Raw genomic sequence first — 20,851 nt, forward strand, 5'->3', positions numbered from 1 at the left:
GTCCGAGGAAATCGAGGTGGCTCGACTCCGATCATGCCCTACCATCGTCCTGACCAAATTTTCAGTCAGGGAGCTGATCATGGATATATCCCGACGTCAGACACTGCGGACGGCCGCCGTCGCCGCCCTCGGGGGAGCCCTGAGCGCCTGCGGCACCCCGGACGGCGCCCGGGCGTCACAGGGAGCCGGCGCCGTCCCCGCGGCGGACCGGCCCGCCGGTGGATGGCGGCTGCCCGACGAGGCACATCCGCACGAGGCGACCTACCTGTCCTGGCCCAGCCGGCGGATCTGGGGGCCGGACACCGCCGGAGTACGGGCCGACATCGCCCGGCTCGCCCGGACCATCGCGGAGTTCGAGCCGGTCCTGCTGCTGGCCGGGGAACGGGACGCGAAGGCGGCGCAGCGGGCGTGCGGTTCCGGGGTGGAGGTCGTGCCGATCCCGGTGGACGACCTGTGGATGCGGGACACCGGACCGGTCTTCGTGCTCGGCCCCGACGGCGTCGCCGGAGTGGACCTCAACTTCAACGGCTGGGGCGGCAAACAGGAACACGGCCGCGACCGCCTGGTCGCCCGCTCGATCCTGTCCGACGCACATCTCCCCAGGATCAAGGCCCCGTTCGTCAGCGAGGGCGGTGCGGTGGAGGGCGACGGCCGGGGAACGCTGATGGTCGCCGAGAGCTCCCTGGTCAACGACAACCGCAACCCCGGCAGCTCCCGTGAGGACCTGGAGCGGGCGCTCCAGGACACCTTCGGCGCCACGAAGGTGATCTGGGTCAAGGGCGTCAAGGGCAAGGACATCACGGACTATCACATCGACGCGCTGGCACGGTTCTCCGCACCCGGCGTCGTGGTCCTCAGCACTCCTGCCGCGCACGCGCCCCGCACCCCCTTCACCGCCGCCTACGAGCAGGCGCGTGAGGTCCTGGAGCGGGCCGTCGACGCCCGCGGGAAGCGGCTGGAGGTCGTCGACCTGCCCGAGCCGGCCGACATCGGACGGCGCGGGAAGGGCTTCCTGGCCTGCTACGTCAACTACTACGTGGCCAACGGCGCGGTCATCATGCCGCGCTTCGGCGACCGGAAGGCCGACAGCAGGGCGGCGGCCATCCTGCGGGAGCAGTATCCGGGGCGGAAGATCGTGCCCGTGCCGGTCGACAACATCGGCGAGGGCGGGGGCGGAATCCACTGCTCCACCCAGCAACTCCCCAAGGCCGCCCGGCCGCACGCCACCGGCTGACCGGGCGGGCCGTCCGCCGGTGGCACACCGTCACGGACGGCCCTCCTCGGTCCGCCAGCCCCACGCGGTGAGCATCCCGGGGGAGAGACCGGGGCACTCGTCCGACGCCAGCGCCCGCCGGGCCCGTTCGATCCGTGCCTCGTCCACCTGCCCCGTCGCCAGCATGGCGCCCCGGGCCCGGTCCCAGGTCTCGGCCCAGAAGCGGCTGAGCGGACCGTCCGGCACCAACGGGGGAACATGGATCTCGGCGGCCACCCGGTGCAGGCCCTCCTCCCGCAGCAGATACGGGTAGTCCGGCACCCAGGAGATGTCCGTGCCGATGGACTCCCGCAGGCCCTGCCACATCGCCCGCATGACCGTGGTGTACGGGGTGGCGGGCGCCCCGGCGGTCGTCAGGTCCACGGCGTCGCTGAGCACCAGCACCCCGCCGGGCGCCACCAGCGAGGCCAGCTTCGCGATCATGCGGCGCCACGCACGCAGATGCATCAGCACGAACCGCGCGTGCACCAGCTGGAACCGGCCGGGATCGAAGTCCGGCGCGGTGATGTCGGCGGTCAGCGTCGACAGCCCGGGTGTCCGGGCGGCGTCCAGGCACCGGGTGTCACGGTCGACCGCGAGGACCGACGTGACACCGGCCGACTCCAGCAGCCGGCGCGCGAGGGTGCCGGTGCCCGCGCCCACGTCCAGGCAGTGCCACCCGGGCCCGGCACCCAGCGCGGACAGCCGGGCCGCGCTCACCTCGTCATAGGCGAGCGCGCCCAGATCGATACGGCCGGCCTCGCCGGTCTCCTCCGGGCGGAACAGGCCTTCGCCGTAGCGCCCGGCTTCGGTATCCCGCACGCCCCCAGTATGACGGTGGTGCTCAGGGGTTTCCTGCTGTGGTGACCAGCTCCGTGGCCGGCTCCGCCGCGGGCGGCTTCCGGCGCCGGCCCGGCGTACGCCGCAGGACCAGTTGCAGGACCACCATCACGACACCGGTGGCCAGCGCGCTGTGCCACAGCAGCGCGTCCAGCCGGCCCGCCGAGAGATAGGCGCCCGCCGCCACGGCCGCCAGCGCGCACACCCCCCGGTCCACGATGCTCTCGACGGACAGCAGGGTGGCCCGCGGCGCCCCCGCCGGGATGGCGTCGTTGACCAGCTTGCGCTGGAGCGGATAGGCGAAACCGGTGACCGCGGCGAACAGGCACAGCAGGGCGATCACGGTCCACGGCCCGCCCAGCGTGCTGCCCGCCAGGGTGCCCGCCATCGCCAGACTGAGCAGCGACACCCAGGCCACCGGCGACAGCCGCGACCCGAGCCACTGCGGACGGGCCGACGCCACCGCCTCCGCGACGGTCATCGCGGCCAGCACCCCGCCGTGCGAGCCCTCCGGGATGCCGTGGTCCAGCAGCACCGGCTGGAAGAGGTTGACCTGGCAGATGCGGGACAGCGTGAACACCGCGACGCCCTGCACCATGAGCAGCGCGAGCCAGGGCGTGGCCCACACCCAGCGCAGCGCCGAGAGGGCGTCGCGCAGGAACACCGGCCCGCCGCGCGACCCCTTCCCGGCGCCGGGGCCGCTGTTCCGGGCCGCGGCCTGCCGCGGCAGCACCACGGCACAGACCAGCGAGCCTGCCGCGCTCGCCGCGCTCAGCACATATGGCGTGGCGTGCGCGAGGGCCATCAGCGGACCGACCAGCGGCCAGCACAGCACCTTCGCGGCCAGCCCCAGCGCCCGCGCCTGCCCCTCGGCCTTGAGGTAGTGCTCGCCCGCGCCCTCGGCCTCCAGGCCGTCGTAGAGATAGGCGCTGGCGGCGCCGGAGGTCAGCGAGCGGCCGGCGGCGATGGCCAGGAAGTGCACCAGGAAACCGGTGTAGCTGGGCGCGACGACCGGTGCCAGGTTCGCCGCGGTCATCACGACGGCACCGGCCCGCAGACAGTTGCGGGCACCGATCCGGTCGGCCACCATCCCGGTCGGGATCTCGAAGAGGCAGAACGCGACGTAGTAGATGCTCTGGATGCCGAAGATCTGCCCGTCGGAGAGCCCCGCCTCCCGCTGGTAGGCGTAGAAGACCGGCATCCACCACAGCAGGTTGAACAGCAGCTGGAAGCCGTTGTTCAGCCGGATGATCCGGCGGGCCCGCGGGGTCAGGGGCGCGCCCGCGGTCCGGAGCCGGCGGGCGCGCAACGGGCCGGTGATCCGGCGGATCACAGCGCGTAGGGGCGGATCTGGACCAGACGGAAGTCCCCCTGATCGGTCATCAGCCATTCGATGTCGAGCGGATGGTCCAGATCGTCCTCGCTGAAGTGGGACTGCAGCAGCCGCCCGGTCAGCGCCAGCCGGGCCAGCTTGTCCCGGGTGCCGACCGGCAGGTCCTGGCCGGACGAGCCGAGCGCGACCGTACGGCCGCCGCCCTCCACGGTGTTGTACAGGTACTGGAGCGGCAGCGTCGTGCCGTCGACGACCGTCTCGGGCGAGCCGGGGGAGCAGTTGAGGTAGACGTTGCGGAAGTCCTCGCGCCGGGTCGGGTTGCAGGTCACCAGGACACCGCCGAGGTCGGCGGGCACGTACTCCTGGATGATCACGCCCATGTAGGTGTCGTCGAGGGAGATGCCCGCCTGGTGCCGCAGCCGGACACTGCGCGGCGACAGCAGCGAGGCCCACACCTGGCGCACCGCGTCGAGGAGTTCGTCCGCGCCGTGGACCGTGGTGATCGAGTCGTAGACCCCGGCCGCGGAGAACCCGGGCAGGTCCTCGGCGTTGGAGGAGGAGCGCACCACGAGCCGGTTGCGGGTGTCCGGGCCGCCGGGCAGCGCCGAGGTGATCTGGCGGGAGACGTCCTCGGGCATCGGGGTGTTGCGGATCAGCTGCTGAAGATGCAGACAGACCGCGTCCAGCGCGTCGACGGCGTCGAGTTCGAGCGCCATCTTGAGCTTGCCGAGGCCCTGTTGCACGGCCGGCGAGGACGTCAGAAAGCGGTGCTGCAGGGCGAACGGAAGGGCGATCCCGCTGGGCGCCGCGATCACCCCGGCCACGAAGTCGGCGGCCAGGGACCGCAGTTCGGCGCCCGTCGCGTCCTTGGTGCCGAGCCGGGCCGCGAGGTGGCCGAAGAGGTCGGCACGGGGCGGGCGCGGCTGCCCGTAGAAGGCGGTGAGGTCGGCGGTGCGGCTGTCCAGGACGTGATGGAGCTCGCCGAGGTTGGCGGCCTTGGTCCCGTACCGGTCCCGGTCGGAGCGGCGCAGCCGGTGCAGCCACAGCGCGGGCACGTCCTCCAGCAGCGGCGGCTCCATCCGGATGCGCTGCTGGTGCCAGGCCGGGGCGTCCAGCGCCGGGGCATGGGGCAGCGGCACCAGCGTGATCTCGTCGTCCTGGACCCGGTAGCGGACCCAGGCGCCGTCGAGGACGTCCGCGTCGACCATGCGCTCCAGATCGCGGACGATCGCGTTGGGGATGCCCCACCCGGAGGCCAGCACATTGGTGTGCGAGAGCGGGGTGCCCGGCGAGGTGTTGAGGAAGCCGGCCACCCGCGGCACGTCGTCCGGCAGACACGGCATGGCCACGATGTCGGACCAGCCGAGCCCGTCGGCCGCCGCCGCGTACTCCTCCAGGGTCCGGAAGTAGCGGAGCCGGCCGACGGCCTCCCCCGGGTTGAGCGGGGTGCGGGTGCGGTTGCCGAAGAGCTGATGGCCGAGGATGCGCGGCACCCGTACGTCGCTGATCGCGGCGAGTTCGTGCTCCTGCCCGTGGTTCGCGGGCTTCAGCAGCAGCGGCAGGCGGCCGTCGACCCGGTGCCGGACGAAGGTGTAGAACTCCTCCAGCAGCGGCCCGTGCATGGTGTCGGCCTCGGTGGTCTCCATCACGAGGAACGGCCGCTCCCGGCCCTCGGCGTCCTCATCGGTGTGCAGGGAGAGCACACCCAGCAGGAAGCGGCGCTCCGGGTCCATGTAGACCGAGGAGTTGAAGGCGTCCAGGCCGGAGTCCAGCTCCTCCAGATCCATCCCCAGGACGCGGGTGGCGATGTAGTTGACGTGGAACGGGTGGACGGCGGTGTCGAGCAGGTGCCAGGTGTCCTCGGCCCGGTCCACCACGACCTTGAGGTACGGGTGACCGGCCAGGACCCCGGAGAGGGTGCGGAAGAGCGGCAGGGAGAGGTTCTCCCCGATCACGGTGCGGTCGACGACGGGCCCCGGGGCACCGGAGGGCAGAACGGCGGTGGTGGTCATGAGCGCACCTCCGTGGTGCCGGCCGTGGGAAGGACACCGGGCAGCGCGTCCACCAGCGTGCGGAAGTCGCGGATCACGGTCTCCGGGTCGACGGCGGACAGCAGGCACAGCGCCGCCATGGTGTTGGCGCCCGCGGCCGGGTCGTACACCGGTACCGGCGTCCCGTCCGGGAGGGAGTTCTCGGCGACCACGGACAGATGGCTGCCGGCGCTGAGCGGCACCGCGTTCCGCACCGTCGGGAAGTCCCAGAGCCGCTGGTCCGGCCAGGCCTCACCGGCACCGTCGACGGCCAGCACGACCAGCGAACCGGCCGCGCCGTGCGCCTCCTGCGGGGTGCGCACCGCGTCGGGCCAGGTGACCTGACGCCCCAGCAGATGGTCGGTGAGCATGCCGATCAGGTCCAGCCCGAAGACCTCCTCGATCTGAGGGACGGTCATCGCCCCGCCGAACCGGGCGGCGGTCTCGATCACCCACATCTGCCCGTCGGCACCCAGCTTGATCTCGGTGTGGGTACCGCAGTTCTGCAGCCCCAGCGCATCGACGGCCTCGCGTGCCAGGGCCACGATGCGCCGCTCGGCCTCGGGCGGCAGCGCCGCCGGGGTGATGCCCGCGCGTTCGGTGAACGGCTCCACCGTCGGCATCCGCCCGCTGAGACAGACCGGACGGAAGCCGCCGTTCACGACGACGCCCTCGACGCTGACGTAGTCGCCCCAGCCCTCCTGGGCGAACCAGTCCGTGGCGGTGCCCGGCACGATCTCCTCGACGAGGAAGTCCGCCCCGGCGTCGGCCACATGCAGCTCGGCGTACCCCAGCTGCGCGGACTCGGCCATGACCTCCCGCGCCCGTTCCCAGGCCGCCGGCACGTCCTCGGCGGAGCGCAGGGTGCGGTGCGCGGTGGAGCCGGCGCTCCAGGCGGCCTTCAGCAGCAGGGGGAAGCGGAGCGCGGCGGCCGCGTCGTGCAGATCCCGCTCGGTGGCGACCGGGCGGAACCGGGGCTGGGATATGCCCTGTTCCTGCCAGGTGCGGCGCATCATCCGTTTGTCGCGGGCCAGGGCGCAGTTGCCGCCCGCCCCGGCGAGACCGAGCTTCTCGCAGGCCTCCGCGACCGCGACGACCGCGTACTCGGAGAAGGTGACGACCGCGTCCGCGCCCACCGCCTGGGCCCGGGAGACGATCAGGGACACCAGGTCGCGGCGTTCGGACTCGGCGGGACTCAGCACCGAGTCGCACAGCCGGTCCACGGACGTGGCCACGGTGGGAGGGAGCGCGCTGAGCGCCAGCAGGTGCACTGCCGACCGTGCGGCGACCCGTGACAGGGCGTACCCCAAGGGCGGACCACCCTTGGCATACACGAACAGCACCTTGCTCACTGGAAACCGACTCCTTTTCAGATGGGAACCCTCGGAACTGCTGACAACGCCCGGTCCCCCGGGATGCGAACGCCGTCCCTCAAGCGAAGCAGCCGTGCGGCCCACCGTTCCCCTCATCGGGCCGCATCCGCTCAGGCAAATGCCAGAGTTGTGGATACCGTCATTCCGCCGTGAAGGTTCTGTGATGCCGTATGGCGAATCTGCGCCAGGGTGCACGGATGTCGCCAGATCGGCCGAGAACCGGGCATGCCGGCCGCCCCCGGGGGATACGCATGGCGAGGGCGCGCCGTCCGAAACCCGTTGAACTCCTCACCACTAAGGGGCCCGTCGTGGACGAGACCAGTCTGAAGTCGCTGCTCGAACACCTTCCGGTGTCTTGGTGGGAGGCCGACCGCGAGCTACGCGTGATCGACAGCGGCGGTGGTGCCTTCGACGACACCGTGACGGCCCAGCGGTTCCTCGACACCGTGCGCCAGGAACTCGGCGGACCGGCCGAGGCACCCGAAACCAGCCATTGGCAGGCGCAGTTCGACGGTCGTGTCTTCGATGTGAACTGGCCCCTCGGCGTCCCCCGGCAGGGCCGCTCCCGTGGACTGGCGGTGGAGGTCGGCCCCCGTACGGCCGTACCCCGCCGCTACGACGCCTTCGCCGACCTCGCACCCGCCGCGGCGTTCATCCGGGACGCGGCCGGGCGTTACCTCTGGGCGAATCACGCCTACGCCCATCTGTACGGCACCACACCGGAGCACATCATCGGCAAGGACGTCACCGACATCGACGGCCCGGCCGACGCGGCGCGGGTGCTGGTCCTGGACCGGGAGGTGCTCGACCGCGGCAAACCGGTCCGGCACACCCTCACCTACCACCGCCTCGACGGCACCGGCGGGCAGGCGGTCGGCCATCGCTTCCCCGTCCGGGAGGCCGGCCAGACCTGCGTGGCGGGCATCTACATCGACATCAGCGACTACACCCGCGCGCTGCGCCAGCGCCGGGAGGCCGAGGAGAGCCTGCACGCGCTGCGCGACCACAGCGGCCTGCCGTGCGCCCTGATCTCCGCGGGCGGACGCATCCAGCAGGCCAGCGCCGCGGCCGCCGAACTCCTGCAGACCCGGCTCTCCGACCTCGTCGGCCGCCGCGCCCACACCGTGCTCGGCCCGGCCCCGGAATTACCGGGACTGCACCGCAGCTGGCTCGATCTGATAGCCCGCCGCAGCCGGCGCATCCAGACCACCGTCGTGCTCATGGACGCCCGCGGCCGGCAGCGCCGCGCCCGGCTGCACCTGACGACGGTGGGCCGGAGCGCGGACCGCGCCACCAGCGTCTGGGCTGTCGTCACTCACCAGAGCCTCGCCCACGAGCCCCATCCACCGCTGACGGCGACCCAGGTCCGCATCCTGTCCCTGCTGGCCGCCGGGCGCAGCAACGCGGAGATCGCCACCTCCCTGCACCTCTCCCGGCAGACCGTCGACTACCACCTCAGCCGTCTGCGCGACCTCCTCGACGCCCCGACCCGCCCCGCCCTGGTCGCGCGCGCCTACGTGCTGGGCATCCTCGCCCCCCAGGCCTGGCCGCCGCGCTCGGCCACCGCCTGCCATCCGCACAGCGTCACCTGACGGGCCGCCGCGGACCTGCTCCGGCTGTGGGCCACCCGGCTGATTGTGGCCGCCGGGGGTTTGCTCACCGCGGGTTGAACGCCGGTGCGGGCCGACCGCGGCAGCACGATACGTCTGGCATCAGAAGGATGAAGAGGCGAGGAGCGTCGTGAGAAGATTCATGCAGGCGGGAACGGTCATCGGGACGTGCGGGCTGGTGCTCCTCGGCGGCGGTACCGCCCAGGCGGTGACCATCCCGGACTCTCTGCTCTCCACGGTGGCGAACGCCGACGTGGGCACCGTGACCGGCATGGTCAACGGGGTGGTCTGCAACAACCGGCTGGGCCAAGTCCACTACAGGTCACCGGTGTTGGCATCGCCCCACGCCTGTGTGAACGGGCCGGTGAACAGCGGCAACAGCCTGCACAGCGGAAACTTCATCAACCACGGAAACCCGAACAACAGCGGGAACCTGTCCAACACCAACGGCACCACCAACGGCGCCAACGCGGTCACCGGTGCGTCGACGGGCAGCGGCAACAACATCCAGCGCGTCCTCGGACTCGGCGGCCTCTTCCGCCACTGATCCGCACCGCGCCGCGGCCACGGCCCGCTCCGGCCCCGGAACGCCCGGGACCGGAGCGGGCCGCCGCACACACCGTCCGACGCACACACCGTCTCAGTCGCGGTGGTGGTGGATGTGCTGCTCGTTGTTGCCGGACTTCGTCGCCGTGCCGGTCGTGCCACCGGTGTCGTCGTTGGTGTTGGCGTTGGTGTTGGTCGGGCTGCCGCTGTTGCTGACGGTGCCGGAGACATGAACGTTCTGCGATCTCCTGGGGTTTCCGCTGAGCACCGGCCCGTTGATACAGAACCGGGCCCGGTGCGCGCAGCGGAACCGGGCGTCGAAGCGGGCGACGGTGTCGCTGTTGGAGACCCCGTCGCCGCCGGACGGCGCCGCCCACGCCACGGTGGGCGAGACCGTACCGGCGGCCAGGAGCAGACCGCAGGCTCCTGCCATCACGACATTGACGCGTGCCGATTTCTTCACAGTGTGCTCCCGCGCTCATGGTTGGTACCCGGGGATCTTGCTATCCCGGATGCCCGGCATCACCAAGCCTGAGCAACGGCCGGTCCCGCGTATTCACCCTGTCCGATTATGGGATTCACCGTGACGGCCCTGGCGCCGCGCCGCCATGACGGCCGTCCGCGGGAGCGGGTGCCCCTCTCAGCGTCCGGCGATCGCCTCGGCGACGGCGAGGATGCGGCGGGCGTCCTCGACATGCAGGTTCTCGATCATCCGGCCGTCTACGGTGACCACGCCGCGCCCCTCGCGGGTGGCCTCGTCGAACGCGTCAATGACCTTCCGCGCGTGGGCGACCTGGTCGGCGGACGGGGCGAAGGCCCGGTTGCACGGTTCGACCTGCGACGGGTGGATGAGCGTCTTCCCGTCGAACCCGAACTGCCGGCCCTGCACACACTCGGCCTCGAAGCCCTCGGCGTTCTTCACGTCGTTGTAGACGCCGTCCAGAATCACCTTGCCGGACTCCCGCGCCGCCAGCAGCGCCAGGGACAGCCCGGTCAACAGCGGGGCCCGGCCGGGCACATGCTCGGCGTGCAGCTCCTTCGCCAGGTCGTTGGTGCCCATCACCAGCACGGTGAGGCGCTCGCTGGCGGCGGCGACCGCACGGGCGTCCAGCATCGCGCGCGGGGTCTCGACCATGGCCCAGATGGCCGTACGGTCCGGGGCGCCGGCGGCCTCCAGCGCGCGCTCGACCTCCCGCACGGTGTCGGCGGAGTCCACCTTGGGGACCACCACCGCGTCCGGACCGGCCTCGGCGGCGGCCCGGAGGTCGTCGGCGTGCCAGGCGGTGCCCGGGCCGTTGACCCGGATCGTCACCTCCCGGTAGCCGTACTCCCCGGAGGCCGCGGCGGCCGCGACCCGCTTGCGGGCGTCGGCCTTCGCGTCGGGGGCGACAGCGTCCTCCAGGTCGAGGATCAGCGCGTCGGCGGGCAGGGACTTGGCCTTTTCCAGGGCGCGTTCGTTGGCACCGGGCATGTAGAGCACGGAGCGGCGCGGTCGCAGGATCGCGTCGGACACGGGTGTTACTCCTTCTCGGCCGCGGCGTAGGCGTCGCGCAGCTCGGGGTCGCGGGCGGCGAGGGCGTCGGCGAGTTCGGCGACCACCTGGCACTGCTTGTACGTGGCGTCGTCCTGCATCTTGCCGTCGATCATCACCGCACCGGTGCCGTCGCCCATCGCCTCGATGACCCGGCGGGCCCAGGCGACATCGGCGGGGGCGGGCGAGAAGACCTTCTTGGCGATGCCGATCTGCACCGGGTGCAGGCTCCAGGCACCGACACAGCCCAGCAGGAAGGCGTTGCGGAACTGGTCCTCGCAGGCGGTGGTGTCCTTGATGTCACCGAACGGCCCGTAGTACGGCAGGATGCCGTGCGCCGCGCAGGCGTCGACCATCCGCGCCAGGGTGTAGTGCCACAGGTCCTGCTGGAAGGTGGCCCGCGGGGCGGTGCCGTCCGCGCCGTGCGGGTCCTCCCGGACCAGGTATCCGGGGTGCCCGCCGCCGACCCGGGTGGTCTTCATCCGGCGGCTGGCAGCCAGGTCGGCGGGGCCGAGCGAGAGGCCCTGCATCCGGGGGCTGGCCCCGGCGATCTCCTCGACATTGGCGACACCGGTCGCGGTCTCCAGGATGGCGTGCACCAGGATCGGCCGCCGGACCTGCGCCTTCGCCTCCAGCTGGGCGAGCAGCCGGTCGACGTAGTGGATGTCCTCGGCGCCCTCGACCTTCGGCACCATGATCACGTCGAGCTTGTCGCCGATCTCGGTGACCAGCGTCAGCAGATCGTCCAGCGCCCACGGCGAGTCCAGGCTGTTGATCCGGGTCCACAGCTGGGTGTCCCCGAAGTCCGTGGACTTGGCGATCTTCACCAGGCCCGACCTGGCGGCCTCCTTGCGGTCGGCGGCGACCGCGTCCTCCAGGTTGCCCAGCAGCACGTCCACGGTGGGCGCGAGGGACGGCACCTTGGCGGCCATCTTCTCGTTGCCCGGGTCGAAGAAGTGGATCATGCGGGACGGCCGGAACGGTACCTCGCGTACCGGTGTGGGCGCCCCGACTGCCAGCGGGCGGAAGAAGTCCTTCGGAGAACGCATGCAGTCTCCCTGGTCGGCTCGGAGGGGCGGGCGGCCGCCGGTGCCCGGCGGCGCCCTTGCGGGCCTCACTCTAGGCCCGACCAGGGCAACATTACTGACCAGTATGTGTGCCGTTGGTCACCGTCGGCGAAGAGGCGGACGCCGGACGCACGGGCCGTCAGCGGTGTTCCCGGACCGCCGGGTTCCCGCCCTCCGCGGCCCGTTCAGGACCCCACGCAGTCGACGAACTTCACCCGGTCGCCCGCGCCCTTGACGAAGTCCTCCGGGGCGTGGTTGCGCAGACGGCACATGTCGTAGCGCGCCCGGGGGCCGGCGCCGCCGCCGTCCTGCTCGTAGGAGTGCTGCCCGGACAGCTGGCAGGAGTCGTACCGCACGAGCGGGCCCTGTGACCCGATGCGGTAGCGATGGGGGCTGCTCTCCTCGGCGAAGGACTTGAAGGCGTGCGCGGTGTCGTCACAGTCGTTGAAGTGCACCGTGCCGCTGTCCCAGGCGCAGTCGATGACGACGGTGTCCGGGTCACGCACCTCGAAACGGATGTCCTCGGCGTGGAAGCGCTGCACCGAGTCGTGGTGCGGACCGCGCGGGAAGCGGAAGAAGGTGCTGGTGCGCCCGTACTCGCCGGCGTCCTCGGGGCGGCGGCCGGTGACGATGTAGGAGCCGCCGCGGCAGGTGATGGAACCGCCGTAGGGGAACTCCAGGAAGTTGCCCCAGGCGTACTCGACCTTCATGTCGTTGAACCAGTAGTTGAGGAACTGGTCCTGCTGGCGGTGGCTCAGCGACTTCTCCGACAGCCCGGAGTACAGGAACGCCTTGCGGTAGGCACCGCCCACCCGGCAGGCGTCCCAGCGCATCTCCGAGTTGGTGTTGCTGCCGTCGAGGGCCAGGCCGTAGGTCCACTCGCCGGTCCACTCGCACTCGGTGAAGCGGTAGTCCTGTGCCTGGCCGGTCGAGTAGGAGTAGAAGAACGAGGCGCCGGGGGTGGCCGCGACAAAGCCCAGCTGCTCGAACATCACGTTCGCCCAGCTGTCCTCGTTGCGGCACAGGTAGGCGTTCTCGCCGTCGGACGGCGCGAACAGCAGCTGCGTCATGCGCTTGCCGGCCCCGCGGAACCGTAAGCCGTTGGCCTTGAGCTTCCCTCCGGGGGCGTCGAGCAGGGCGTGGGGCTTGCGGATGAGGTAGGTGCCGGCGGGTATGTCGATCACCGTCCGGCCGATGTGGTCCCAGACCCGGCCCGCCGCGTAGGCGTAAGCACGGGCGAACGCCCGGCTGTCGTCGGTGCGTCCGTCGCCCTTGGCGCCGAAGTCCGCCACCACGTCGATGACGTCCTTGCCCTTGGGCTTGTGGCCGGTGACCACGGGCGTCAGGGCGCCGTCGGACGACTGCCGGGAGGCAGGGGACGCCGGCTCGCACCCGGTGAGGGCGGCCGCGAGCGCCGCCGCCGTACCCGCCAGAACCGTCCGGCGATCGGCGCCACCGGTTGACGGAGAGGTCCTGCCTGCCATGATGTTGCTCCTTCGGGGGTCCATTCATCAGGTGGGGGACATGAGCCAGTTCGGTTATGCGATCAGACAGCTGTCTGCGGCCCAGAAATCCGCGAAGGGAGTGTCCCTGTACTCGCGCTATGTGAACCGGCCGGCCGGCCGGGTGTTAGCCGCCGCGGGCTACGGTCTCAGACTGACACCCAATCAAGTCACCCTCATCAGCGGGGTTTTCACCTTCGCCGGTGTGGTCATGATTGCGGTGCTCCGCCCCTCGCCCGCCGCGGCGGCGGGCATTTTCGCGGCGTTGTTCCTCGGTTTCGCCCTGGACTCCGCCGACGGACAGCTCGCCCGGCTGACCGGAACCGGCAGTGCCGCGGGGGAGTGGCTGGACCATGTGGTCGACTGCGCGAAGATGCTCGCCCTCCACATGGCCGTACTCGTCTCGTTCTACCGCCACTTCGGCTTCTCCGACCCTCGGTATCTGTTCCTTCCCGTCGCCTTCCAGTTCGCCGCGGTGATGGTGTTCTTCGGCGGCATCCTCACCGAACAGCTCAAGCGCGCCGACCGGCTGCGGAACGGTACCGGCCCGGCGCCCGCGGCACCCGCCTCCACCCTGCGCTCCGTCGCCCTGCTTCCGGTCGACTACGGGGTGTTCTGCGCACTGTTCCTGCTGTTCGGCAGCCGTGACGCGTTCCTGGTGGCGTACTGCTGCCTGCTCGCCGCCCATCTCCTGTTCATGGTGGCGTTCCTGGTGAAGTGGTACCGGGAGCTGTCCGCCCCCGGCCGCTGACGGGCCGGGGACGGGCAGCTCTCACCAGGGCGGGCGACCCGGTCCGGGCACACCGGACCGGGTCATCCGGTCACGCGGAATTCGCGAGCCCGTCGAGCACCGTACGCAGCAGGGTGCTCGAGGTGTGCACGGTGTAGGGGAAATAGACCACCTCGACCCCGACCGTGGCGAAGTCCTTTTCGAGCTTGTCGCCCTTGGGTGTACCCCGCCAGTCGTCGCCCTTGAAAATGACGTCGAACCGCACCTGCTGCCAGGTCTCCAATTTGTCGGGCACCGTCTCGACGAACGCCGCGTCCACGAAACGGACGCTGCGTACGATCTCCAGCCGCTCGGTCAGCGGAATGACCGGTGCCTGCCCTTTCGCCTGCACCGCCATTTCGTCCGAGACGACACCGGCCACCAGATAGTCGCACTGGCTTTTGGCGTGCCGGAGAATGTTCAGGTGCCCGACATGGAACAGGTCATAGACCCCGGGCGCATAACCTACTCGGTGCGTCATTTACCCCCCACTCGGCGTTCGGTCAGTTCCTGGCGGTCACATAGACCGGGCCGTTGCGCCCGGACACGTTCGTGCCGTCGGTGACCTCGATCGAGTACCGGTGCTGCGTCCCGGGCTCCACGGTGTCCGTGTAGCTCATGTTGGGGCGGTTCCAGTAGCGCGAATCCTGGTTGACCGAGGTCAGGTACTCGCCGTCCCGGTAGATCTTGTAGGTCAGGACACCGTCGTCCCGGTCCCACGAGGCCTTCCAGTTCAGCGTGATCCTGCCCCGGGACCCGCTCGCACCGCTGAGCAGCGGCACCTGCGGCGCCCCGGTGTCCGGCGCCGCCGCGAACCGGGTCAGACCCTGCTGCGGCGCGTCGTTGACGGTGGTGAACTCGCCGCCCGCCCACAGGATGCCGTCCCCCACGGTCAGCGCCCGCGGGCCGATCTGCTCGCCGATCCCGTCGTTGGTGTCCGGGAACCACGGCAGGATCGTCTTGTCCGAGATCGACTGCGCCAGGAAGTGCTGACGGTTGCTGATGTCGGTGAACCCGCCGGGGGTGTTGGAGCAGTCGTGCGCGTGGGAGCCGCTGTAGAGGACGCCCTTGTACGGCAGCACCGCCTGGGTGGCGCCCAGGCAGGTGTCCTTCCAGAGCTGCCCGCCGTCCGACAGCCGGCCCGCGGCGCGGCCGTCGAAGACCCCGCCGCCGGTGCCCTCGGCGCCCAGATAGAAGTTGGTCCCGTCGTTGACGAGCGACTTGACCGCCGACCGCTGGGGAATCCAGCCGCTGAAGGAGTTGACGACCCGGCCGGTCGTCGCGTCCAGCCCGGCCAGCGCGTGCACGGTCAGCCAGCTGCCGTTCACCGAGGTGAACCGGCCACCGATGATGACCTTGTTGAGCTGGGGAGCGACCGTGATGGCGTTGACCGCCGGTGTCGGGTCGTTGCCGACCGAGGAACCACGGATCGTCGCCTTGAACGGGAGCAGCTCGCCGTCGGGCCGCAGTGCGGCGATCCGCTCGCGGGTCTGCCCCTGGACGGTGTCGAAGCCGCCGCCGACGTAGACCGTGTCGGCGGTGACGTCCAGGGCCCGGACGGTCGAGCTGACCGTCGGCTGCCAGTCCGCGCCGATGGTGCAGTCGGAGGTGTTGAGGGCGGCCGTGTTGGACCGGCCCACCGGGCCGGCCTTCCCGAACGAGCCGCCGATGTAGATCTTCGAGCCGTCGGGCGAGGCCTTCATGGCACGGATGGTGCCCGTGCCGCCGGTGAACGCCGGGGCGCACGACAGCGGTTCGCCGGTCTTGGCGTCGAAGGCAGCGAAGTTCTTGCGGGCGAGCTCTCCGGATGAGCCGGGGGCTGCGCCCGGCGGCCGGATGTGGCTGAAGGTGCCTCCTACGTAAACGATGCCCTTGGCATAGGCCATGGCCCACACGATGCCATCGGTCTGCCACGTGCTCAGCGGATCGGCGGTGACGGTGGATTCACCGGTGGCCTGCGCGGGACCGGCGGAAAGGGCCGTTGCCGCGGTGCCCAGCACAGCGGCGGCGAGCAAGAGATGGACAGGTCTGCTTCTTTGGCGCACAGGTCCCCCCTGGAAGCATGGCGCGATCGGAATTGTCAGGGTAGGACGTGGTGACACGAAGAGTTCTGTGCGGAAATGGGCCCACTGTTCACTGTGAGTTTCCCGAACCACGCTTGCGCAGCGCCCCGAAGAACTCCCCTACCCCCAGCGGCAAACGATAGCGCCAGACGGCGGCGCAGAAAGCCCCAATGGCTAAAACAATTCCCAAAAGGGCGCCCGGAAGGCTGTCGCCGAAAAGCAACCGCAGGGCGGACACCGGGAGCGCCACCGTCACGAGGCCGATCGCCGCGGCGTACAGATAACCCCGGTCGACGGTGCGGAAGCCCAGGCGGTAGCGGGCCAGCAGCGCCGAGGCACCGTTGTCCACCACGATCGCCAGAGCCCAGGAGACCGCCGCCCCCAGCACCCCGTACCGGGGCACCAGCCATACACCGGTGCCCAGTTGGAGCACGAACGCGGTGCCCGCGACCACCAGGTTCCAGACGCTCCGCCCGGCCATGAGGATGACCGTCTGCGCGTTGCCGACGCCGACATTGACCAGACAGGCGGCCGCCAGGATCACCAGCCCCGACGCGCCGTCACCGAAGCCGGGGCCGAAGAGCGACAGCACGGTCCGGGGGAAGGCGGCGAGGACCAGGAACACGGGCCAGGAGAACAGCGCGATCCAGCGCGTCGACACCCCGTGCAGATGACGGGCCCCGGCCGCCTCGCCGCCCGCCGTCAGACGGCTGATCTGCGGCGCCACCGCCAGCCGGATCGCCAGCTGGAGCAGCGTCCCCGCGGTGACCAGCCGCCCGATCGCGGTGTAGATGCCGGCGTCGGTGCCGGTGCCCAGCACCGAGAGCAGGATCACCCCGATCCACACCGCGGTGATGTCGAAGACGGAGGAGACCGCCCGCGGCCCGGCGAACGCCCAGAACTCCCGTGCCTGCGAAGGAGGTTGACCCGTACCCGGATGCGCGCGCAGGGACCGGCGCAGCGACACACCGGCGGCCACCGCCCCCAGCACCCCGGGCACCAGCCACGCAGCGGAGAGCCCGGCCACGCTCGGGGCGAGCAGCACCAGCGGCACCGCGAGCAGGACCCGCAGGGCCGGCTTCCCGATCTGCTCCACACCCACGAAGGGCACCACCGAGCCGTACCCCCGGGTGGCCCCGAGCAGCACCAGCGCCACCGTCGTCACCGGCAGGAAGACCGCGAACAGCCGTACCAGCGCGACGGCCTGGCCCGGATCGAGTTCGGGCAGCAGCAGACCGGCGAGCCCGGGGGAGCACAGCAGCACCACCGCGCCCGCGGTGCTCGCCAGCAGCGTCGGCAGCACCGAGATCCGCAGCAGCCCCGGAACGCCGGCGCCGCCGCTGAGTTCCAGGTCCCGGGAGACGAAGCGGACCAGCGCGGTGTCGGCGCCCAGTTTCAGCGCGTTGCTCAGGATGGTGAAGGCCGCGACACCCGTGAAGACCGCACCGGCCCCGCCGGCCCCGAGGCCATGGGTGACGACGGCGACGAGGACGAACCCGAACAGCGCGTTGGCGGCCGAGCCGGCCAGGCCGAACATACTGCCCCGGGCGGTCCTGCCGACGCCGCCCCCGCCGGCCGCGGTCCCGTCCGTGGCCGCCGGTGCGGGCCGGCCGGCCGGGTCCGCCGGACGGATGCCCGTCACCTGCGCAGCGAGGTGGTGTCGGCGTCGAGGCGCGGGCCCTCCTGCGGCGGGCCGATGCGCGGCGGCGGGCCCGGCCGCGGGGTCACCGCGGCGGCCCGCGGACGGCCCCGGCCGCGCTTGCGGTGCGTCGGTCCGCCGTCCGACAGCCGGCGCAGCGAGGTCCCGCGGCCGCCCTTGTCCAGGACGGCTCCCAGGATGTGCCCGCCGGCGCCGGTGATCAGCTCCCACACCCGGTCCAGGTCGTCCCGCCGGACCTCGTTGAGGTCACACACCACCACGACACCGGCCGCCTGCTTGGCGACGGCCAGCCCGTCCGCGTGCGACAGCAGCGGCCCGGTGACGACGACCACGTTCTCGTTCGGGCCCGACGCCGTGTTCAGCAGCCGTGCGAACTGCGGCGAGGACAGGGCACGGGCCGGATTGGGCACCTCCCGGCCGGGCAGCAGATCGAACCGCCCGTCCGCCCCCGCGTCCACGGCGAGCCGCTCACCCTCCGCCCAGCCGCCCGGCACCGGACGGCCGTGACCGGGGTGCACCGGGAGCCGCTGGGCGAGCTGCGGAGTGCGCAGATCGGCCTCGACCAGCAGGATGTCGTTGCCGATCTCGGCGAACGCGCCGGCCAGGTTGACCGCCACCGAGACGGCCTCCGCGTGCTCCCGGGGGGAGACGACCAGCAGGCTGCCGCGGCCCGCGAAGCGCTGGTCGTGGACCAGCCGGAAGGCGATCGTCCGGTAGGCCTCCGCCCGGTTGCCGCGGCCGCTGCGCCCGACCTCCAGCAGCTCCGCACCACCCTGCCGGCGCGGCAGGATGCCCAGCACCGGGGCCCGCAGATTGTCCTGCACATCCGCCACCGAGCGGACCCGCGGCTCCAGCACCGAGCGGACCCAGGCCGCCAGGATGCCCAGCACCAGACCGACCACGGCCCCGGCCAGCAGCAGCACCACCAGGCCGGGACTGGACGGGAAGGCCGGCGGATCGCCCTTGCGGACGATGTCGCCGGGCGTGGTGTCGAGGGACTTCAGACTGGAGATCCGGCCCTGCAGATCCGCTATCTCCGACACCAGGTTGCTGCGCTCGGACTCATCGGTGGCCCGCCCGCCGCTGCCGGCCGCGATCCGCCGGTCCAGCACCTTGCGCTGCTCCTGCAACGGCTTGAGCTCGTCGCTCAGCTTGCTGACCGTCTTGTCTATCCGCTGGGTCGCCGCGTCCTGCCGGTAGTCGAGATACGCGTGCACAAAGGCGTTGACCAGCGCGGACGCCCGGTCCGGGGAGTCCGCGCTGTACTCGAACATCAGGGTCTGGGTCTCGGGCGGATTGCTCACCCGCAGATCGCGCTGGAGCGCGGCCCGCTCCGTGTCCAGCTTCAGTGCCTTGGCCGCACCGGCCGCGACCGACGCGCTCTGCGCGATCTGCCGCTCGGTGCCCATGCTGATCTGCTTGTCCACCGAGACCCCGCCGGCCTCGAACGGCGCCGTACTGATCGCGTGCACCACGACCTCGCCGGTCGCCGTGTAGGTGGAGCCGCCGAGCAGGGACACGGCGCCACCGCCGAGCATGCCCAGCACCAGCCCCAGGACGACCAGGGCGCGATACCGGAAGAGCTGGCGCAGCTGGTCCCGGATCTGGTCCGGCTCCTCCGCGGGCTCGTCGAAGACGCTCACGTACGTGCTCCTCCTGTGGGTTGCGGCAAGGCGGCGCGGTGCGCCGGGGACGTCGAGGTGTGCCCGGGGTCCTCCGCGGACGGCGGAGAGGTCCGCCGTCCCGGTTTACGGGTGATCAGCAGCGGGATGCAGACCAGCAGCGCGAGCGGGCCCACGATGGCCATCAGACTGCCGCGCAGCAGGACCAGTTGGTAGAAGCCGAAGGCCGGCACCAGCAGCGCGGCGAGGGTCCCCGAGCGGTGCCGCAGCCGGTGCCGCAGATCGTCGATGCGGCGTCCCACCGCGCCGATGAGGCCGAAGACCGCGATCACCGACGGGAAGCCGGCCCACATGTACGACTCGATCCACAACGGCGCGGAGAGGTTCTCGAAGGTGTAGCCGGCGTGCCGGGCGAGCAGGATGCCCGCGTCATCGGGCTTGCCGGGCCAGACGGCACGCGGCACGAAGAAGAGCGGGGGTCCCAGCGCGGCCGTCGGGGTGAAGCCGTGCGTATCGACATAGTCCACGCCCGTCTCGATCTGCTGGAACGCGTCATAGTCACCGTTGGATGTGAACTGCTCGGCGAGCGAGACGACCTGGACCGCCTCGCGCTTGTCGTAGCGGAAGTAGTCGCTGTACGGGAAGACCACCAGCACCACGGCCGCCACGGCCGCCGCGCCGAACCGGAAGGCCCGCGGCCCGCGCAGCCAGGACGCGCCGAAGAGCAGCGCCAGCAGGACCGTGCCGGCCCAGAACCGCGGCTGGCTGATGGGGTTGTTGACCACCACGTTCACCGCCACCAGTAACGGCAGCAGCAGCCACCGTAACCCGCGCAGGGTCCGGTCGCCGGCGGTGAAGCGCGGTACGTGCACCAGCCCCACCAGCGCCCAGAAGGCCGGCACCGACAGCGCCCAGGCGGCCATCGCCCGGTCGGCGGACGCGGCCGGCGCCGCCTGCGCCGCCGCCTCGTTGGCGGCCTGCCGGCTGAGGAAGAACGCCGACAGCCCGCCCTGTCCCGGGATCAGCGCGACCGTCAGCAGCAGCGCCGCACCGCACAGCAGCAGCACCCGCCCCGGCGACAGCCGCCGGGCCAGCACCGGTTCGAGCACCGTGGAGGTGCGCGCGGACCGCCAGGACGCCACCGCCGATCCCGCGCTGTAGGCCAGAAGTCCCGTCTCCACCACGGCGGTTGTCACGAAGGCGGTGTTCGCGTCGACGACGAAGCCCCGGGGGTACGCGTCCGTCGCGAGCATCGCCAGCGGCGCGAGCCCGAGCCACACGTAGGAAAAGAGCCAGAAACCGAAGGCGATCAGCCGAGCCCGGACATCGGTCAGCACCCGGGCCAGCGCCGCTCCCGTGTGCACCACCACCACGCACTGCACGGCGAGCGCGGCGCCGAAACGGGCGTCCAGCGACTGCAGGATCAGCACCGGCAGCAGCACCACCAGCAGCAGCGCCCAGCAGCACAGCGCGGCGACACCGCGTACCGGCACCGCGGCGCCCGGACGGTTCCCGTGCGGCATCGGCCCACCTCCCCCCAACTCCCCACCAGCGACCACAATCTAAGGGACATCAGGAAAACAAGGTCGCCTTCGGGACACAATCGCAACCCAATTCACAGCCCGCGGGCCGCGGCGGGCTCCTACGATGACC

Annotated in this window: 17 protein-coding genes; 4 read left to right on the top strand and 13 right to left on the bottom strand. The window is 71.4% G+C overall.

The window, feature by feature from the left end; translation table 11 throughout:
- The first annotated feature begins 79 nt into the window (after positions 1–79).
- A complete protein-coding gene (locus tag ACWC9R_RS04885; protein ID WP_450728971.1) occupies positions 80–1,234 on the top strand; it encodes an agmatine deiminase family protein in 1,155 nt (384 codons plus the stop codon).
- 30 nt (positions 1,235–1,264) lie between these two features.
- Here ACWC9R_RS04885 and ACWC9R_RS04890 read toward each other — a convergent pair whose 3' ends face one another.
- The 4 genes from ACWC9R_RS04890 to ACWC9R_RS04905 are packed head-to-tail and all read right to left on the bottom strand — an operon-like array spanning position 1,265 to position 6,807.
- Positions 1,265–2,074 carry a class I SAM-dependent methyltransferase gene (locus ACWC9R_RS04890; protein WP_450728972.1) on the bottom strand — a complete coding sequence of 270 codons (810 nt, stop codon included), beginning with the start codon at positions 2,072–2,074 and terminating at the stop codon, positions 1,265–1,267.
- Between the two features lie 22 nt (positions 2,075–2,096).
- Positions 2,097–3,425 carry an MFS transporter gene (locus ACWC9R_RS04895; protein ID WP_450728973.1) on the bottom strand — a complete coding sequence of 443 codons (1,329 nt, stop codon included), beginning with the start codon at positions 3,423–3,425 and terminating at the stop codon, positions 2,097–2,099.
- Complete coding sequence (locus ACWC9R_RS04900) at positions 3,422–5,437, bottom strand: PEP/pyruvate-binding domain-containing protein (protein ID WP_450728974.1); 2,016 nt, start codon at positions 5,435–5,437, stop codon at positions 3,422–3,424. The genes ACWC9R_RS04895 and ACWC9R_RS04900 overlap by 4 nt, the downstream gene beginning before the upstream one ends.
- Positions 5,434–6,807 (bottom strand): ATP-grasp domain-containing protein, encoded by a 1,374-nt coding sequence (locus ACWC9R_RS04905; protein ID WP_450728975.1) that lies wholly within the window; start codon positions 6,805–6,807, stop codon positions 5,434–5,436. Before ACWC9R_RS04905 ends, ACWC9R_RS04900 begins: the two co-directional genes overlap by 4 nt.
- A 329-nt stretch (positions 6,808–7,136) precedes the next feature.
- Between ACWC9R_RS04905 and ACWC9R_RS04910 the strand changes: the two genes are divergently transcribed.
- The gene (locus tag ACWC9R_RS04910; RefSeq protein WP_450728976.1) at positions 7,137–8,420 is read left to right on the top strand and encodes a PAS domain-containing protein; all 1,284 of its coding nucleotides are present in this window, start codon (positions 7,137–7,139) and stop codon (positions 8,418–8,420) included.
- A gap of 160 nt (positions 8,421–8,580) precedes the next feature.
- Complete coding sequence (locus tag ACWC9R_RS04915) at positions 8,581–8,985, top strand: hypothetical protein (protein ID WP_362609076.1); 405 nt, start codon at positions 8,581–8,583, stop codon at positions 8,983–8,985.
- A 93-nt stretch (positions 8,986–9,078) separates the two neighbouring features.
- On the opposite strand, the gene ACWC9R_RS04920 is transcribed toward ACWC9R_RS04915, so the two are convergent.
- The 4 genes from ACWC9R_RS04920 to ACWC9R_RS04935 all read right to left on the bottom strand — a co-directional run bounded on the left by ACWC9R_RS04920 (position 9,079) and on the right by ACWC9R_RS04935 (position 13,066).
- Positions 9,079–9,447, bottom strand: a complete 369-nt coding sequence (locus tag ACWC9R_RS04920; RefSeq protein ID WP_450728977.1) for a hypothetical protein — start codon at positions 9,445–9,447, stop codon at positions 9,079–9,081.
- A gap of 177 nt (positions 9,448–9,624) precedes the next feature.
- Positions 9,625–10,497 (bottom strand): HpcH/HpaI aldolase/citrate lyase family protein, encoded by an 873-nt coding sequence (locus tag ACWC9R_RS04925; protein WP_362609040.1) that lies wholly within the window; start codon positions 10,495–10,497, stop codon positions 9,625–9,627.
- Positions 10,498–10,502: 5 nt separating this feature from the next.
- A complete protein-coding gene (locus ACWC9R_RS04930; protein WP_450728978.1) occupies positions 10,503–11,564 on the bottom strand; it encodes an HpcH/HpaI aldolase/citrate lyase family protein in 1,062 nt (353 codons plus the stop codon).
- Positions 11,565–11,767: 203 nt separating this feature from the next.
- Positions 11,768–13,066: a glycosyl hydrolase family 28-related protein gene (locus ACWC9R_RS04935; RefSeq protein ID WP_450728979.1), complete on the bottom strand. Its 1,299-nt coding sequence runs from the start codon at positions 13,064–13,066 to the stop codon at positions 11,768–11,770.
- Between the two features lie 40 nt (positions 13,067–13,106).
- Between ACWC9R_RS04935 and ACWC9R_RS04940 the strand changes: the two genes are divergently transcribed.
- A complete protein-coding gene (locus ACWC9R_RS04940; RefSeq protein ID WP_450728980.1) occupies positions 13,107–13,835 on the top strand; it encodes a CDP-alcohol phosphatidyltransferase family protein in 729 nt (242 codons plus the stop codon).
- Between the two features lie 70 nt (positions 13,836–13,905).
- Here the strand turns inward: ACWC9R_RS04940 and ACWC9R_RS04945 are convergent, their stop codons facing one another.
- From ACWC9R_RS04945 to ACWC9R_RS04965, 5 genes are all read right to left on the bottom strand, one after another.
- Positions 13,906–14,334 carry an adenylyltransferase/cytidyltransferase family protein gene (locus ACWC9R_RS04945; RefSeq protein WP_362609032.1) on the bottom strand — a complete coding sequence of 143 codons (429 nt, stop codon included), beginning with the start codon at positions 14,332–14,334 and terminating at the stop codon, positions 13,906–13,908.
- Between the two features lie 22 nt (positions 14,335–14,356).
- Entirely contained in the window at positions 14,357–15,868 is a 1,512-nt protein-coding gene (locus tag ACWC9R_RS04950) for a fibronectin type III domain-containing protein (protein WP_450728981.1), read from the bottom strand.
- Between the two features lie 118 nt (positions 15,869–15,986).
- The gene (locus tag ACWC9R_RS04955) at positions 15,987–17,558 is read right to left on the bottom strand and encodes an oligosaccharide flippase family protein (protein WP_450728982.1); all 1,572 of its coding nucleotides are present in this window, start codon (positions 17,556–17,558) and stop codon (positions 15,987–15,989) included.
- Positions 17,555–19,219, bottom strand: coding sequence for a polysaccharide biosynthesis tyrosine autokinase (locus ACWC9R_RS04960; protein ID WP_450728983.1), 1,665 nt, complete (start codon positions 19,217–19,219; stop codon positions 17,555–17,557). Before ACWC9R_RS04960 ends, ACWC9R_RS04955 begins: the two co-directional genes overlap by 4 nt.
- On the bottom strand, positions 19,216–20,721 hold the full coding sequence (locus tag ACWC9R_RS04965) for a hypothetical protein (protein ID WP_450728984.1): 1,506 nt from the start codon (positions 20,719–20,721) through the stop codon (positions 19,216–19,218). The genes ACWC9R_RS04960 and ACWC9R_RS04965 overlap by 4 nt, the downstream gene beginning before the upstream one ends.
- Between the last annotated feature and the right edge of the window lie 130 nt (positions 20,722–20,851).

Source organism: Streptomyces sp. NPDC001219, from assembly GCF_053597915.1.

Coding starts and splice junctions, on each gene's coding strand:
- ACWC9R_RS04915 (WP_362609076.1), top strand. CDS start 8,581: ATGCAGGCGGGAACGGTCATCGGGACGTGCGGGCTGGTGCTCCTCGGC.
- ACWC9R_RS04935 (WP_450728979.1), bottom strand. CDS start 13,066: ATGGCAGGCAGGACCTCTCCGTCAACCGGTGGCGCCGATCGCCGGACG.
- ACWC9R_RS04885 (WP_450728971.1), top strand. CDS start 80: ATGGATATATCCCGACGTCAGACACTGCGGACGGCCGCCGTCGCCGCC.
- ACWC9R_RS04940 (WP_450728980.1), top strand. CDS start 13,107: ATGAGCCAGTTCGGTTATGCGATCAGACAGCTGTCTGCGGCCCAGAAA.
- ACWC9R_RS04930 (WP_450728978.1), bottom strand. CDS start 11,564: ATGCGTTCTCCGAAGGACTTCTTCCGCCCGCTGGCAGTCGGGGCGCCC.
- ACWC9R_RS04965 (WP_450728984.1), bottom strand. CDS start 20,721: ATGCCGCACGGGAACCGTCCGGGCGCCGCGGTGCCGGTACGCGGTGTC.
- ACWC9R_RS04900 (WP_450728974.1), bottom strand. CDS start 5,437: ATGACCACCACCGCCGTTCTGCCCTCCGGTGCCCCGGGGCCCGTCGTC.
- ACWC9R_RS04945 (WP_362609032.1), bottom strand. CDS start 14,334: ATGACGCACCGAGTAGGTTATGCGCCCGGGGTCTATGACCTGTTCCAT.